The organism is Methylobacterium planeticum, assembly GCF_008806345.1.
Taxonomy (GTDB): Bacteria; Pseudomonadota; Alphaproteobacteria; order Rhizobiales; family Beijerinckiaceae; genus Methylobacterium; species Methylobacterium planeticum.
Window position 1 is genome coordinate 57,845 of sequence record NZ_VZZJ01000007.1, and the last position, 14,571, is coordinate 72,415.

Below are 14,571 nucleotides of genomic sequence, written 5' to 3' on the forward strand. Positions count from 1 at the left end.
GAACCGCCTGCTTCGCCTTGCGAGCCCGCATGGACCTTCTTATATCCGGCGAAGCGCGGGATTAAGCACCGGATTGAGCCGTTTCCGGTGCCGGTTCCGCCCTCACAATTCCATTCCGCACCGCCATGGGCCGAGCTGCTTCGGGGCTCGGCGGTCTGCTTGATCAGAACAACAGAGGGATCCCACCATGGGTAAAGTTATCGGTATCGACTTGGGCACCACCAATTCCTGCGTGGCCGTCATGGAAGGCACGCAGCCCAAGGTCATTGAGAATGCGGAAGGCGCCCGCACCACGCCGTCGATCGTGGCCTTCACGGATGACGGCGAGCGCCTCGTCGGCCAGCCCGCCAAGCGGCAGGCCGTGACGAACCCCGAGCGCACCTTCTTCGCCATCAAGCGGCTCATCGGGCGCACCTACGACGACCCGATGACCCAGAAGGACAAGGGTCTCGTCCCCTACAAGATCGTCAAGGGCGACAACGGCGACGCCTGGGTCGAGGCCGACGGCAAGCGCTACTCGCCCTCCCAGATCTCCGCCTTCACCCTGCAGAAGATGAAGGAGACGGCCGAATCCTATCTCGGCCAGCCGGTGACCCAGGCCGTCATCACGGTCCCGGCCTACTTCAACGACGCCCAGCGCCAGGCCACCAAGGACGCGGGCAGGATCGCGGGCCTCGAGGTCCTGCGCATCATCAACGAGCCGACCGCGGCGGCCCTCGCCTACGGTCTCGACAAGAAGAAGGCCGGCACCATCGCGGTCTACGACCTCGGCGGCGGCACCTTCGACGTCTCGATCCTCGAGATCGGCGACGGCGTGTTCGAGGTGAAGTCCACGAACGGCGACACCTTCCTGGGCGGCGAGGATTTCGACAACCGCGTGGTCGAGTACCTCGCGGCGGAGTTCAAGCGTGAGCAGGGCATCGACCTGACCAAGGACAAGCTCGCCCTGCAGCGCCTCAAGGAGGCCGCCGAGAAGGCCAAGATCGAGCTGTCCTCGGCGACCCAGACCGAGATCAACCTGCCCTACATCACGGCGGACGCCTCGGGCCCGAAGCACCTCGCGCTGAAGCTCAGCCGCGCCAAGTTCGAGACCCTCGTGGAGGACCTCGTGCAGCGCACGATCGAGCCCTGCCGCAAGGCGCTCAAGGATGCGGGCGTCTCGGCCAGCGAGATCGACGAGGTCGTGCTCGTCGGCGGCCAGACCCGCATGCCGAAGGTGCAGGAGGTGGTGAAGGCCTTCTTCGGGAAGGAGCCCCACAAGGGCGTCAACCCGGATGAGGTCGTGGCCATCGGCGCGGCGGTCCAGGCCGGCGTGCTCCAGGGTGACGTCAAGGACGTGCTGCTCCTCGACGTGACCCCGCTCTCCCTCGGCATCGAGACCCTCGGCGGCGTGTTCACGCGGCTCATCGACCGCAACACCACGATCCCGACGAAGAAGTCCCAGACCTTCTCGACGGCCGAGGACAACCAGAACGCGGTCACCATCCGGGTCTTCCAGGGTGAGCGCGAGATGGCGGCCGACAACAAGCTGCTCGGCCAGTTCGACCTCGTCGGCATTCCGCCGGCGCCCCGCGGCATGCCGCAGATCGAGGTGACCTTCGACATCGACGCCAACGGCATCGTCAACGTGACGGCCAAGGACAAGGCGACGAACAAGGAGCACCAGATCCGCATCCAGGCCTCGGGCGGCCTCTCGGACGCCGATATCGAGCGCATGGTCAAGGACGCGGAGGCGAATGCCGAGGCGGACAAGAAGCGCCGCGAGCTCGTCGAGGTGAAGAACCAGGGCGAGAGCCTCGTCCACGCCACCGAGAAGTCGGTGAAGGAGTACGGCGACAAGGTCTCGGAGGCCGACAAGGGCGCGATCGAGACCGCCATCACCGCCCTGCGCACCGCCCTCGAGGGCGAGGACGTGGAGACGATCAAGGCCCGCACCACGGACCTCATGCAGGCCTCGATGAAGCTCGGCGAGGCCATGTACGCGGCGAGCCAGGGCGGCGAGGCCGGCCCGGAGGCGGCCGCGGCCGGCGCCGAGAAGAAGGACGACGTCATCGACGCCGACTTCCAGGAGGTCGACGAGAAGGACCAGAAGAAGCGGGCCTGAGGCTTGCTTTCTGCGCGCGGGCCCGGAGAGATCCGGGCCCGCGCCTCGTCGCGCGATGACGGCACGCTCCCCGGGCACAGCCCCGGGGATCGGCCTATTTGAGGACCTTGGGGCCGGGGAATGTCGAAGCGGGACTATTACGAGATCCTGGGCGTCTCAAAGACCGCGTCGGACGGTGAGATGAAGGTGGCCTTCCGCAAGCTGGCCATGTCCTTCCATCCGGACCGGAATCCCGGCGACAAGGAAGCCGAGATCAAGTTCAAGGAGCTGAACGAGGCCTATCAGTGCCTCTCGGACGGCCAGAAGCGCGCGGCCTACGACCGCTTCGGCCACGCGGCGTTCAGCCAGGGCGGTGCGGGCGGACCCGGATTCGGCAACGAGTTCGGGGACTTCATGTCCGACATCTTCGACAATTTCTTCGGCGACGGGCGCGGCCAGCCCGGACGCGGCGGGCGCCCCGGACAGCCCGGCCGCGAGCGCGGCGCGGACCTGCGCTACAACCTCGAGATCTCCCTCGAGGAGGCCTTCACCGGCAAGGCCGAGACCATCAAGATCCCGACCTCGGTCACCTGCGAGGTCTGCGCCGGCTCCGGCGCCAAGGCCGGCTCGAAGCCGCGCACCTGCCCGACCTGCGCGGGCTACGGCCGGGTGCGCGCCGCGCAGGGGTTCTTCGCCATCGAGCGGACCTGCCCGAACTGCCACGGGCGCGGCGAGGTGATCGACGACCCCTGCGGCAATTGCGGGGGCGCGGGCCGCGTCAGCCGCGAGCGCACCCTCTCGATCAACGTGCCGGCGGGGGTCGATGACGGCCTGCGCATCCGGCTCGCGGGGGAGGGCGAGAGCGGCCAGCGCGGCGGCCCCTCGGGGGACCTCTACGTCTTCCTCTCGATCAAGCCGCACGAGTTCTTCCAGCGCGACGGGGCGGACCTGTTCTGCCGCGTGCCGATCTCGATGGTCACCGCGGCGCTCTCGGGGGAGATCACCGTGCCGGTGATCGACGGCTCGCAGACGCAGGTGCGCATCCCGGCCGGCACCCAGACCGCCAAGCAGTTCCGCATCAAGGGCAAGGGCATGCCGGTCCTGCGCGCGCGCGACGTCGGCGACCTCTACATCCAAGTCTTCGTCGAGACCCCGCAGAACCTGACCAAGCGCCAGCGCGAGCTGCTGCAGGAATTCGACCAGACCGCCTCGGACGAGAACCACCCGGAGAGCGCCGGCTTCTTCTCGAAAGTGCGCGACTTCTTCGACGGCCTGAGCGGGTCGGCGCGCACCTGAGGGGCCCGGGGCCGAAACCCCGGATCGTTTCGCCCCGCGGCCGGTTATGGTTCTGGTGCCACCCCGGCGGCCCGGTCGTTGGGGCGCGGCGCGCGGCGGTGGTGCTATGCACAGCCGCCGCCTTGACTGTAAGAAGGCTTTCGTCGTCTAGCCTATCCCATCCACCCGTCGATACGAGGGACTTCGGTCTTGCCGCCGTTACGTCGTTCCCGCGCGAAAGCCTTGGCTGCAACCGGTGTGGTGCGGGAGCGGCGCGACCCGTTGGAGGACGAGGCGCGGTTCCTGCGCTCGTGGTTCGAGCGCCCCCTCGTCACCGGGGCGGTGACGCCCTCGGGCCGGATGCTCGCCCGCACCATGGCCTCCTATGTCGACCCGCGCCTGAGCGGCTCCGTGGTCGAGCTCGGCCCGGGCACCGGCCCGGTGACGGAGGCGCTGATCCGGCGCGGCGTCGCGCAGGAGCGCCTCGTCCTCGTCGAGTTCAACCCGGATTTCTGCGAGTTGCTGCGCCGCCGCTTCCCGCGGGCCACGGTGGTGCGGGGCGACGCCTACAACATGCGCGAGACGCTGGCCGGCACCCTGTCCGAGCCCGCCGCCGCCACGATCTCGAGCCTGCCGCTCTTCACCAAGCCCCTGGAGCAGCGCCTCGAGCTCCTGAACTCGGCCCACGACCTGATGCTCCCGAGCGCCCCCTTCGTGCAGTTCACCTACGCGGTGGTGCCGCCGATCCCGGCCCGCTGCCAGTCCGGCAGCTACACCGCGAGCGGCTCCAACCGGGTCTGGCTGAACCTGCCCCCGGCGCGCGTCTGGGCCTACCGCCGTCCCTGACGGCCGGGCCTCGCCCGACCCGCTCAAGCTGAACGGGACGCGCCCCGCCTCCGTCAGGGTGCATTCATGCGTTGCGGCCTAACCCTGTTCCCGATGCCGGCCGTCCCCGCCGGCGCGTTGAGCAGGAGTTCGCCCGTGTCCGTCACGACCATGTCTGTCACGCCCGTGTCCGCCACGCCCGTGTCCGCCAGGCCCATGAGCACGCGCTGGTCCGCCCGCGTCCGGATCCTGGCCGCGGCCCTCGCGCTCGCCGGCGGCCTCGTGGCCGCCGCGCCCCGCGCCGAGGCCGCCCCCGTCGCGCCCTCCGCCGCCGTCGCGGACAGCGCCGAGACCGGCATCATCGCGGTGCGCGGCGGCCACGGCTGGGGTCACCATCACCACCACCATCGCGGCTGGGGGCATCGCCACCACGGCTGGGGCCACCGGCATCACGGCTGGGGTCATCGCCACCATGGCTGGGGCCACCGGCACCACCATCACCACCACCGCGGCCGCTGGTAGTCGCCAGCACCGGGCCGGCCGCGGCGCGCAGGGGCCTCTCCCGGACGGGGGAGGGCGCGCGCGCCGCGCCTCAGCCGATCCGTTCCAGCACGGTCGCGCGTTCGGGGGGCGCCTCGCCGAGCCGGTAGGCCGCGCGGAGCGCCGCCTCGGCCCGGTCGGCCGCGGCGGCGTCGCGGGCATGCACGATCCCGAGGAGGCCGGTGGCGTCGCCGGGGCGGGCGAGGTCGGTGAAGCCGACGGCCGGGTCGATCGGGTCCTGCGGCCGGGTGCGGCCGCCCCCGAGGCCGATCACCGCGAGACCGATCTCCCGCGTCGCCACCGCGGCGACCGTCCCCGGGGCCCGGACCTCGCGGACGATCTCGGACCGGGGCAGGTGCCGCTCCGGCGCCTCGAGGAGGTCCGCCGGCCCGTCGAGCGCGGCCACCATCCGGGCGAAGACCTCGGCGGCCCGCCCCGAATCCAGGGCCTCCCCGACCCGCGCCTCCGCCTCGGCGTGGTGGGCGGCGAGGCGCCCGATCACCAGCATCTCGGCGGCGAGCGCCAGCGTGACGGCGTGGAAGCGCGGCTCGCGCCGGCGCCCCGTGAGGTAGTCGATCGCGTAGGCGACCTCGACGCCGTTGCCGGCGGCGCTGGCCAGGGGCGCGTCCATGTCGGTGATGAGCGCCACCGTGCGCAGGCCGGCGCCGTTCGCCACGGTGGCGATGCTGCTGGCGAGATCGCGCGCGGCGTCGTGCTCCGCCATGAAGGCGCCCGAGCCCGTCTTCACGTCCATGACGAGGCCGTCGAGCCCCGCCGCGAGCTTCTTCGACAGGATCGAGGCGGTGATCAGATCGAGGGATTCCACCGTCGCGGTGGTGTCGCGGATCGCGTAGAGGCGCCGGTCGGCGGGGGCGAGGTCGGCGGTCTGGCCGATGATGGCGCAGCCGACGGCCCGGGTGACGGCGCGGAAGCGGTCGAGATCCGGCCCGACATGGTAGCCCGGGATGCTCGCGAGCTTGTCGAGGGTCCCGCCCGTATGGCCGAGGCCGCGCCCCGAGATCATCGGCACGAAGCCGCCGCAGGCGGCCACGATCGGCCCCAGCGCCAGGCTCACCGTGTCGCCGATGCCGCCGGTGGAGTGCTTGTCGAGGACGGGGCCGGGCAGGTCCCAGGCGAGCACGGTGCCCGAGCGCGTCATCGCCCGGGTGAGGGCGATGCGCTCGGGCAGGGACAGGCCGCGGAAGAACACCGCCATGGCGAAGGCCGTCGCCTGCCCCTCCGTGACGCTGCCCTCGGTGAGGCCCGCCACGAAGGCGGCGATCTCCGCGTCCTCCAGGGTGCCGCCGTCGCGCTTGCGCCGGATGATCTCCTGCGGAAGCCTCACGCCTCCGCTCCGAGCGCGGCCCTGAGTTCCCCGAGCAGGCTGCTCGCCCCGAGGCGCAGGGTCGCCGGGCCGGCCCAGTCCGGCCCCATCGCGCGGTCGGCCAGCGCCAGGTAGGCGGCGGCGTCCGCGACGCGGCGCAGGCCGCCCGATACCTTGAGGCCGGCCCGGCGCCCCTCCGGCAGGCCCCGGATCACCCCGAGCATCGCCTCCGCGGCCTCGGGCGTCGCCGAGACCGGGCTCTTGCCCGTCGAGGTCTTGATGAAGTCCGCCCCGGCCTCGAGGGCGAGGCGGCTCGCCGCCGCGATCGTCGCCGGGTCCGCGAGGGTCCCGGTCTCCAGGATGACCTTGAGGCAGGGCTTGCGGCAGACGTCGCGCACCGCCTCCACCATGGCGCGGGCGGCCTCGCGGTCGCCGCGCTGGAAGGCCCGGTAGGGCAGGACGAGGTCGATCTCGTCCGCGCCGTCGGCGATCGCCTCCTCGGTGTCCTCGACGGCGCGCTCCACGTCCTCGCCGCCGCCCGGGAAATTGATCACCGTGGCGACCCGCACCCCCGAGCCCGCGAGCGCCCGCGCCCCCTGGCTGACGAATTGCGGCCAGACGCAGATCGCCGCGACCCCGCTCGCCCGGGCCTCGCGGCAGAGGGCGTCGACCCGGGACGGGGTGCAGGTGTCGCCGAGGTCGGTGAGGTCGAGGAGCGGCAGCGCCCGGCGCGCCACCGCGGCGGCATCGAAGGGGGGCTCAAGCATCGTGCGGGCTCCAGGCGGGCATCGGTTCGACCTCGAGGCGGCCCACGAAGGCGGCGACGAGGCGGACGAGATCGGAGGCCACGGCGGCCGCCGCCTCCTTGGTCTCGGCGTGGCGCGGGTCGCCGCCGCCGATCCCCGCCGCGCGGTTCGTCACCACCGAGAGGGCGGCGACCCGCAGGCCGAAGAAGCGGGCGAGGATCACCTCCGGCACCGTCGACATGCCGACGAGGTCGGCCCCGAGGCGCCCCGCCATGCGCACCTCCGCGGGCGTCTCGAAGCTCGGGCCGCAGAACCAGGCGTAGACGCCCTCGAGCAGGGGCACGCCGCTGGCCTCGGCCGCCGCCCGCAGGGCCGCGCGCAGGGCCGGATCGTAGGCCTGCGTCATCGGCACGAAGCGGGCGTCGCTGGCCTCGCCGACCAGGGGGTTGAGGCCCGCGAGATTGAGGTGGTCGGTCAGCATCACGAGGCTGCCGGGGCCGGCCTCCGGCATCAGCGAGCCCGAGGCGTTGGTGAGGAGGAGCGCGCCGGCGCCGAGCGCCCGGGCCACCCCGATCGGGGTGCGCATCACGGCGGCGTCGCCCCGCTCGTAGGCGTGCGAGCGGCCCTCGAAGACGAGGACGGGCCGCCCGGCGAGGAGGCCCCTGTGAAGGGTGCCGCCATGGCCGCTGACGCCGGGCTCGGGGAAGCCCGAGATGCCCGCGTAGGGCCGCGACAGGCGCCCGGACAGGCTGGCTGCGAGGGGCCCGAGGCCGGTGCCGGTGACGATGGCGCAGGCGTAGGGCCCCGCGAAGCCCGCCTCGCTCAGGGATTCGGCGGTGCGCGCGACGATCGGGTCGGCCGGAATCTCAGGCATCGGCACGGAGCGTCTCCGGCCCGAAGGATTCGGGCAGCAGCGCGTCGAGGGTGTAGCTGCGCCGAAGGCCCTCCGGCCCCGCCACGTGGACCGGCGTCGCGCCGGGGGCGAATTCCCGGATGCGCTGGCGGCAGGCGCCGCAGGGCGTGACGAGACCCCGGCCCTCGCCGAGCACCAGGATCGCCCGGATGGCGCGCCCGCCCCCCGCCACCATGGCGGCGATCGCCCCGGCTTCCGCGCAGGTGCCGACCGGATAGGCGGCGTTCTCGACGTTGCAGCCCGCGTGGATGCGCCCCTGCTCGTCGCGCAGGGCCGCGCCGACCGGGAAGTTCGAGTAGGGGGCGTGCGCGTTCGCGCGCACCGTCTTGGCCGCCTCGAACAGGGCCGAGAGGTCGGGGGTCACCGGGCATCTCCTGCGGCCGCGCCCGCTGAACCGTCGATCGACGCGGCCTCCATGCGTGATCTTTGGCACCGGGCCCGCCGGCCTGTCGAGGGCCGAGATCGACAAGGCCCGGGCAGGCTCCTATGACGCATCGGAGGATCGGCGAGCCGGGAGAGCAGGATGCTGGGCCGTTACGAGCGCGGGGCGAGCGGCGAGGCTGTGGTCGAGTACGGCGACGGCACCATGCGGGTGATCAAGCCCGGCAGCTTCGTGCGCTGCGCGGTGACGGGCACGGCGATCACCCTCGATGCCCTGCGCTACTGGAGTGTCGAGCGCCAGGAAGCCTTCGCGACGCCCGAGGCCGCGCTCCAGCGCCTGAAGGAATCCGGCCGGCCCTGAGCCGGCAGCCGGTCCGCGCCCACCGGGCGCGGGGCCGAGGCGGGGAAGCCCCGCCGACCGGAGACCGACCGATGAGCCTTCACACTTGGTGGCTGTTCTTCAGCGCCGTCTTCCTCCTCTGCGGCACGCCGGGGCCGAACATGCTGCACGTGCTGACGCGCAGCGTCCGGCTCGGCGTGCGCCGGACGATCGCCACCATGGCGGGCTGCCTCAGCGCGATCCTGCTCGTCCTCGCGGCCTCGGCCGCCGGCCTGAGCGCGGTGCTGGTCGCTGCCCCGACCCTGTTCGAGGTGATCCGCTACGCCGGCGTCGCCTACCTCCTCTATCTCGGCGTCAAGGCGTGGCGGGGCGCCGACGGGCCGATCGCGGCCGAGCCCGGCGCGCTGCCGGCCGGCCCCCGGCTGACGGCGCCGCGGCTCGTCCGCGACGGGTTCCTGATCGGCCTCAGCAACCCGAAGCTGCTCCTCTTCGCCACCGCCTTCTTCCCGCAATTCATCGACGGCGGCGCGCCGCAGGCCCCGCAATTCGCGATTCTGGTCACGACCTTCGCGGGCGCGGAGCTGTTTTGGTACGGGGTCTACGCCCTCAGTGGGCAGCGCCTCGCCGCCTTCCTGACGCGCCCGGGGCTGAAGCGCCTGTTCGACCGGATCACCGGCGGGCTCTTCCTGGGCTTCGGCGCGGCGCTGCTCGGCTTCCGCCCCTGACGCGGATCAGCCGCGGCAGAGCGGCGCGACCTGGGCCCGGATGGCCGCCGCGTCGGCGAAGATCAGGCGCACCGGCAGGGTCGGGACCTCGTGGCCCGCGGGCAGGCGCACCGCGTCCTTCTCCGTCGTGACGAGGCCGGCCCCGCGGCGCGCCGCCTCCGCCGCGAGGGCCGCGAGGTCCCGGGCCGTGTAGGGGTGGTGGTCCGGGAAGGCGCGGGTGGCGACGATTTCGGCGCCGGTCGCCCGCAGGGTGTCGAAGAACTTCTCGGGACGGCCGATCCCCGCGAAAGCGAGGACCCGGCGCCCCGGTGAGGCGCCCGCCTCCGGCACCAGCCGCGCCCGGTGGACGGGAAGCCCCCGCACGCGCGCCTCGGCCGCCACCGCCTCGCCCGCCCGCCCCTCGCCGACCAGCACCACGCCGGCGACATGCGGCCATTGCCGGGGAAGCGGCGCCCGCAGCGGACCCGCCGGGAAGGGCCGGCCGTTGCCGTTCCCCGAAGCCGCGTCGACCACCGCCAGGGCGAGGTCCTTGATCAGGCTCGGGTTCTGCAGGCCGTCATCCATCACGATCACCCGGGCGCCCGCCGCCGCGCAGGCCAGCGCCCCGGCGACCCGGTCGCGGGCGACGAGGGTCGGGGCGTGGCGGGCGAGCAGCAACGGCTCGTCGCCGACATCGCGCGCCCGGTGCCGCGCGGGATCGACCCGAACCGGCCCGGCGAGGCGCCCGCCATAGCCGCGGCTGAGGAAGGCCGGCTCCGCGCCGAGGTCGCGCAGCAACGCGGCGAGCGCGAGGGCGGTCGGCGTCTTGCCGGCGCCCCCCAGGGTGAAGTTGCCGAGGCAGAGCACCGGGCAGGGAGCCCGCGCGCCCGCCCGGTCCATCCGGGCCGCCGTCAGCGCCCCGTAGGCGCTCCCGAGCGGGGCGAGGAGCCGGGCGGCGGGGTGATCCGGCGCGGCCGACCAGAACCGGGGCGGGCGGATCATGCGGGCCGCTCCCGGCCCTGCGGGGGGCGCCGGCTCACGCGCCGTGCAGGGCCGCGAGCTTCATCTGCGCGATGAAGGGGTCGAGGACCGCGAGGGTGCGCTCCACCGCGCCCTCGAAGGGGCGCAGCGCCCGCTGGCCGGCCACCGCCATGCTGCGGATGCGGAGCGGATCGGCCAGGAGCGCGCCGACGCTCGCGGTGAGCTCGGCGGCGTCGGCGACCGCGAGGGCGCCCTCCGCGGCGTCGAGCGCGCGGTAGACCTGCGTGAAATTGTGCGTGTGGGGTCCGTGCAGCACGGCGGTGTCGAGGCGGATCGGCTCGATCGGGTTCTGGCCGCCATGGGGCACCAGGGAGCCGCCGAGATAGACCAGCGGGCTCAGGCGGTAGAACAGGCCGAGCTCGCCGATCGTGTCGGCGACGTAGACGTCGATGTTCGGCTGCGGGCGCCCGCCCGCGGCGCGGCGGCTGGAGCGCAGGCCCGCCGCCGCGGCGCAGCCCGCGACCGCCTCGCCCCGGCGCGGATGGCGGGGCACCACGATGGTGAGGAGGCGCGGCAGGCGCTCCTTCAGGGCCGCGTGGGCCTCGGCCACCATCTCGTCCTCGCCCGGATGCGTGCTCGCCGCGACCCAGATCGGGCGGTCGCCGATCATCTCGCCGAGATAGGCCGTCTGCTGGCGGTCGGCCGGGGGCACGGCCGAATCGTATTTGAGGTTGCCGGCGATGCTGACCCGCGGGGCGCCGAGCCGGGCGAAGCGCTCGGCGTCGTCCTGGGTCTGCGCGAGGCAGATGGCGATGCGGGCGAGCAGCGCCTGGGCGGTGCGCGGCGCGCGCTCCCAGCCTTTGAAGGAGCGCTCGGACATGCGCCCGTTGACGAGGAGCAGGGGGATGTCGCGGGCATGGAGCGCCACAACCGTGTTCGGCCAGATCTCGGATTCGGCCACGAGGGCGAGGTCGGGCTGCCAATGGTCGAGGAAGCGCTCGACCCAGCGCGGCGCGTCGAGGGGCATGTACTGGTGCACGGCCCCGGCGGGCAGACGGTGGCCGATCAGCTCGGCCGCGCTCCGGGTGCCCGTGGTGACGAGGACCGAGAAACCGCGCCGGATCATGCCCTCGACGAGGCCGATCAGCGACAGCGCCTCACCGATGCTGGCCCCGTGCATCCAGACGAGGGAGCCGACCGGGCGGGCGCGCCCGGGCAGGCCGCGGCGTTCGGTGAGGCGGCCCGGATCCTCCTTGCCCCGGCGCGAGCGCCAGGCGAGCAGCCCCGCCACCGCGGGCTCGCCGAGATAGAGGCCGTAGCGGTAGGCCCGCAGCGGCAGGGTGAGGGGCGGGGCCTTCATGCGGGCGGCCCCACCCGGTCGGGGCGCCCGACCAGGGTGTAGGCCCGGTCGTGCACCCGGTTCATCTCGGCCTCGAGGCGCTGGCGCAGGGCCTCGAAATCCTCGGGCTCGTTCTCGCGCGGGACGTGGATCGGCTCGCCGAACACCATCGCGCCGCGCCCGAAGGGCAGGCCGAGGCAGGCCCGGTCCCAGCTGTTGAAGCGGATGTGCCGGCTCGTCACCACCGCCACCGGGACGATCGGGCGACCCGAGAAGCGGGCCAGCGTCAGGATGCCCGCATCGGCCCGGCGCGAGACCTTGGGAACGTCGGCGCTGAAGGCCACGGTCTCGCCGTCGCGCAGCGCCCGCACCATCGCCCGCAGGCCCTCGGCGCCCCCCTTGGCGCGGACGTCGCGCACGGCGCGGCCGCGGGCGCCCGAGGCGCGCATCACCCGGACGCCGAGGCGCTCGAGGGCCATCGTGTTGATGTTGCCGTCGGGGTTGCGCGAGATGATCGTCGCCACCCGGTCGTGCGGCCGGCGCATGAAGGCGATCATCAGGTGCTGGCCGTGCCACATGCCGGCGATGAAGGGCGAGACCCCGTCGAGCCAGGCATCCGGCCCCGTCGGCTCGACGACGAAGCGGTTGGTGCGCCGGACGAGGTCCAGGTACCCGGACGCAACCCGGCTGAGGGCGCGCTGGACAGCTGGGCGGCGGCTGATGCGTTTGACGAGGCTCATGTCTCGCTTCTGAGGCCTGCGGCCCCGCGGGTCCGCAATTGCTCTGGGCCGGATCCGGACGCACGCGCGACCTCGGTGACGGACCGGCTGGCGAACCGGACACCACCGGAGGCGCGGGCTGTCTAGCCCCGATCTCGTTGCGGGCGCAACCGGGGCCGGCGCGCCGGAACGCGGCCTAGGCCGCCGAGGCGGCGAAAAAGCGGCGCCGCGCTTGTTTAGATCGGTTCCAATGTATAAGTTGGAATCGATCTAATCTGAGAGGCAATGCGATGATTCTGGCGAATTCGGGGGGTGTTTCCACCGATTCCGCGGCCGCCGAGCGCCACCGCGCCTTCGTGCTGCAATACGTGCAGCCGGCGCTCGCCGGCCTGATCGACGGCTCGGTCTCGACGCTGGCACCGATCTTCGCGGCGGCCTTCGCCACGCACAGCAACTGGGCGACCTTCCTGGTCGGCCTCGCGGCCTCGGTGGGGGCGGGGATCAGCATGGGCTTCACCGAGGCCCTCTCCGACGACGGCCGCGTCACCGGGCGCGGCTCGCCGCTGATGCGTGGGATCGTCTGCGGCGTCATGACGGCGCTCGGCGGGCTCGGGCACACGCTGCCCTACGCGATCCCCGATTCCTGGCCGAACGCCTTCGCGCTCGCCACCGGCCTCGCGGTGATCGTGGTCGCGGCGGAGCTCCTGGCGATCTCGGCAATCCGCACGCGCTACATGGCGACGCCGTTCTGGCGCGCGACCCTGCAGGTGGTGCTCGGCGGCGTGCTGGTGCTGCTCGCGGGTGTGGTGATCGGCAATGCCTGAGGCGAAGGCCGGCCTCGCTTGACACGGGGCCGGCCGAGCCGCGATGCGGGGGGCCGCACGCCTGCCCCAACCCTCGCGATCCGCATCCGGCCCATGGCGCCTCCCGTGTTCCGTCTCGCCCACCTGACCGACCCGCATGTCGGCCCGCTCGCGCGGCCCCGGCTCCGGCAGCTCCTGAGCAAGCGTGTGACCGGCTACGCCAACTGGCGCCGCGGGCGCTCGCGCAGCCACGACATGGCGGTGCTCTCCGCCCTCGTGGCCGACCTGCGGGCGCAGGCCCCCGACCACATCGCCTGCACGGGGGACCTCTGCAACATCGGCCTGCCGAGCGAGTGGGAGACGGCCCGGGGCTTCCTGGCCGAGCTCGGCGCCCCCGAGAGCGTCAGCTTCGTGCCGGGCAACCACGACGCCTACGTGCGCGGCTCGCTCGAGGGCCTGCTCGATGCCTGCGGCCCCTTCACCTCCGACGATGACGGGCGCACCCGCGCCTTTCCCTACCTGCGCCGCCGGGGGCCGCTCGCCCTGATCGGCCTGTCCTCGGCGATCCCGACGAAGCCCTTCGTGGCGAGCGGGCGCCTCGGCCCGGCGCAGCTCGCCGCGGCCGAGACCATGCTGCGCATGCTGGCGCAGGAGCAGGAGCGCCCCTGCCGCGTGGTCATGATCCACCATCCGCCCCAGCCCGGCGGGGCGGCGGCGGGGCGCGAGCTCAAGGACGCGCGCGAGTTCACCGCCCTGATCGGGCGGACCGGCGCCGAGCTGATCCTGCACGGCCACAACCATGTCGGCAGCGTCGGCTTCATGCCGGGGCCGGACGGGGCAGGGGTGCCCATCGTGGGTGGGCCCTCGGCCTCCGCGCGCGTGGGCAGCCATGACGGGGTGCACGGCGGCCACGACGGCATGCCGGGCCGGCGCGCCGCCTACTACCTCTACGCCTTCACGCGCGAGGGCGGGCGGCACGCGATCACGGGCCTGCGCCGCGGCCTCGACGGCGACGGCACGGTCACGGATCTCGGGCCGCTCGCCCTGACGCAGGGCTGAACAGAGGCCGCCCCTGCTCGGGGCGACGCGCGTTCAGGCCGGCGGACGGGCGCTGTGCGGGGGCTGCTCCGGGATCAGGCGTCGGCGAAATGCAGCGCGCCGCGCTCCTGGCGGGCGATGGTCGCCTCGTAGCGCTCGGCCTGCAGGCGGGTCAGCCCGGAGATCAACGCGGTCGAGCCGCGATAGACCGTGTAGGTCCCGTCCTGGGTCGGACGAACACGAATCATCATCATCTCGGACATGGGAGCCACCCTGCCTTAGAAGGTTGATCGTCGAACGCTTGTACGATGCAGCGACGTTAACCCGTCGTTCAGACAATGCAAGTCCTCGCCGCCGCCTGTCCGGGCAGTATCGGTGCTGCGCTGCGATAAGTTCCTCAAGTTGTATGCAGTTTTGCCGGCTTGGAAGGAAAGATGTCTTCTGTCGGCGACCGGCTCGCGTCGCGGCAGCCCCGGCCCGGAATTCCCTCCTGCGCTCCCGTCCACGCCATGGGCGCCCTGCCTGCCGGGCAGGCAGGACGGACATTTTCGCCCGGACGG

The 14,571-nt window shown here is 73.1% G+C and carries 15 protein-coding genes and 1 pseudogene; 8 read left to right on the top strand and 8 right to left on the bottom strand.

The window, feature by feature from the left end; translation table 11 throughout:
• The first annotated feature begins 187 nt into the window (after positions 1-187).
• From dnaK to F6X51_RS10505, 4 genes are all read left to right on the top strand, one after another.
• Positions 188-2,104 (top strand): molecular chaperone DnaK, encoded by a 1,917-nt coding sequence (gene dnaK / locus F6X51_RS10490; protein ID WP_150963326.1) that lies wholly within the window; start codon positions 188-190, stop codon positions 2,102-2,104.
• A gap of 120 nt (positions 2,105-2,224) precedes the next feature.
• Positions 2,225-3,379, top strand: a complete 1,155-nt coding sequence (dnaJ, locus tag F6X51_RS10495) for a molecular chaperone DnaJ (RefSeq protein WP_150963328.1) — start codon at positions 2,225-2,227, stop codon at positions 3,377-3,379.
• A 189-nt stretch (positions 3,380-3,568) separates the two neighbouring features.
• Positions 3,569-4,204: a class I SAM-dependent methyltransferase gene (locus F6X51_RS10500; RefSeq protein WP_150963330.1), complete on the top strand. Its 636-nt coding sequence runs from the start codon at positions 3,569-3,571 to the stop codon at positions 4,202-4,204.
• A gap of 135 nt (positions 4,205-4,339) precedes the next feature.
• A complete protein-coding gene (locus F6X51_RS10505) occupies positions 4,340-4,705 on the top strand; it encodes a hypothetical protein (protein ID WP_191970069.1) in 366 nt (121 codons plus the stop codon).
• A gap of 70 nt (positions 4,706-4,775) precedes the next feature.
• On the opposite strand, the gene deoA is transcribed toward F6X51_RS10505, so the two are convergent.
• From deoA to F6X51_RS10525, 4 genes are read right to left on the bottom strand one after another with little or no spacing between them, the layout of a single operon-like run.
• Positions 4,776-6,068: a thymidine phosphorylase gene (gene deoA, locus F6X51_RS10510; protein ID WP_150963332.1), complete on the bottom strand. Its 1,293-nt coding sequence runs from the start codon at positions 6,066-6,068 to the stop codon at positions 4,776-4,778.
• A complete protein-coding gene (gene deoC, locus F6X51_RS10515) occupies positions 6,065-6,814 on the bottom strand; it encodes a deoxyribose-phosphate aldolase (protein ID WP_150963334.1) in 750 nt (249 codons plus the stop codon). Before deoC ends, deoA begins: the two co-directional genes overlap by 4 nt.
• Positions 6,807-7,667 carry a purine-nucleoside phosphorylase gene (locus tag F6X51_RS10520; RefSeq protein ID WP_150963337.1) on the bottom strand — a complete coding sequence of 287 codons (861 nt, stop codon included), beginning with the start codon at positions 7,665-7,667 and terminating at the stop codon, positions 6,807-6,809. The genes deoC and F6X51_RS10520 overlap by 8 nt, the downstream gene beginning before the upstream one ends.
• Positions 7,660-8,070: a cytidine deaminase gene (locus tag F6X51_RS10525; RefSeq protein WP_150963339.1), complete on the bottom strand. Its 411-nt coding sequence runs from the start codon at positions 8,068-8,070 to the stop codon at positions 7,660-7,662. Before F6X51_RS10525 ends, F6X51_RS10520 begins: the two co-directional genes overlap by 8 nt.
• Positions 8,071-8,229: 159 nt before the next feature.
• Between F6X51_RS10525 and F6X51_RS10530 the strand changes: the two genes are divergently transcribed.
• Positions 8,230-8,448, top strand: a complete 219-nt coding sequence (locus F6X51_RS10530) for a DUF2093 domain-containing protein (protein ID WP_150963341.1) — start codon at positions 8,230-8,232, stop codon at positions 8,446-8,448.
• 71 nt (positions 8,449-8,519) lie between these two features.
• Positions 8,520-9,152 (top strand): LysE family translocator, encoded by a 633-nt coding sequence (locus tag F6X51_RS10535; RefSeq protein ID WP_150963343.1) that lies wholly within the window; start codon positions 8,520-8,522, stop codon positions 9,150-9,152.
• Between the two features lie 6 nt (positions 9,153-9,158).
• Here F6X51_RS10535 and lpxK read toward each other — a convergent pair whose 3' ends face one another.
• Genes lpxK through F6X51_RS10550 form a run of 3 tightly spaced genes read right to left on the bottom strand, consistent with a single transcriptional unit; the run spans position 9,159 to position 12,191 of the window.
• Positions 9,159-10,130, bottom strand: a complete 972-nt coding sequence (lpxK, locus tag F6X51_RS10540) for a tetraacyldisaccharide 4'-kinase (protein ID WP_150963630.1) — start codon at positions 10,128-10,130, stop codon at positions 9,159-9,161.
• A 37-nt stretch (positions 10,131-10,167) separates the two neighbouring features.
• A complete protein-coding gene (locus tag F6X51_RS10545) occupies positions 10,168-11,472 on the bottom strand; it encodes a 3-deoxy-D-manno-octulosonic acid transferase (RefSeq protein ID WP_150963345.1) in 1,305 nt (434 codons plus the stop codon).
• Positions 11,469-12,191, bottom strand: coding sequence for a lysophospholipid acyltransferase family protein (locus F6X51_RS10550; protein ID WP_150963347.1), 723 nt, complete (start codon positions 12,189-12,191; stop codon positions 11,469-11,471). Before F6X51_RS10550 ends, F6X51_RS10545 begins: the two co-directional genes overlap by 4 nt.
• Positions 12,192-12,499: 308 nt before the next feature.
• On the opposite strand from F6X51_RS10550, the pseudogene F6X51_RS10555 reads away from it, so the two are divergent.
• Both F6X51_RS10555 and F6X51_RS10560 read left to right on the top strand, forming a co-directional pair.
• Positions 12,500-12,994, top strand: a pseudogene (locus F6X51_RS10555) (hypothetical protein); the annotation flags it as partial.
• A 105-nt stretch (positions 12,995-13,099) separates the two neighbouring features.
• Positions 13,100-14,032, top strand: a complete 933-nt coding sequence (locus tag F6X51_RS10560; protein ID WP_150963631.1) for a metallophosphoesterase family protein — start codon at positions 13,100-13,102, stop codon at positions 14,030-14,032.
• Positions 14,033-14,106: 74 nt separating this feature from the next.
• Here the strand turns inward: F6X51_RS10560 and F6X51_RS27810 are convergent, their stop codons facing one another.
• Positions 14,107-14,259 (bottom strand): hypothetical protein, encoded by a 153-nt coding sequence (locus F6X51_RS27810; protein ID WP_191970079.1) that lies wholly within the window; start codon positions 14,257-14,259, stop codon positions 14,107-14,109.
• Between the last annotated feature and the right edge of the window lie 312 nt (positions 14,260-14,571).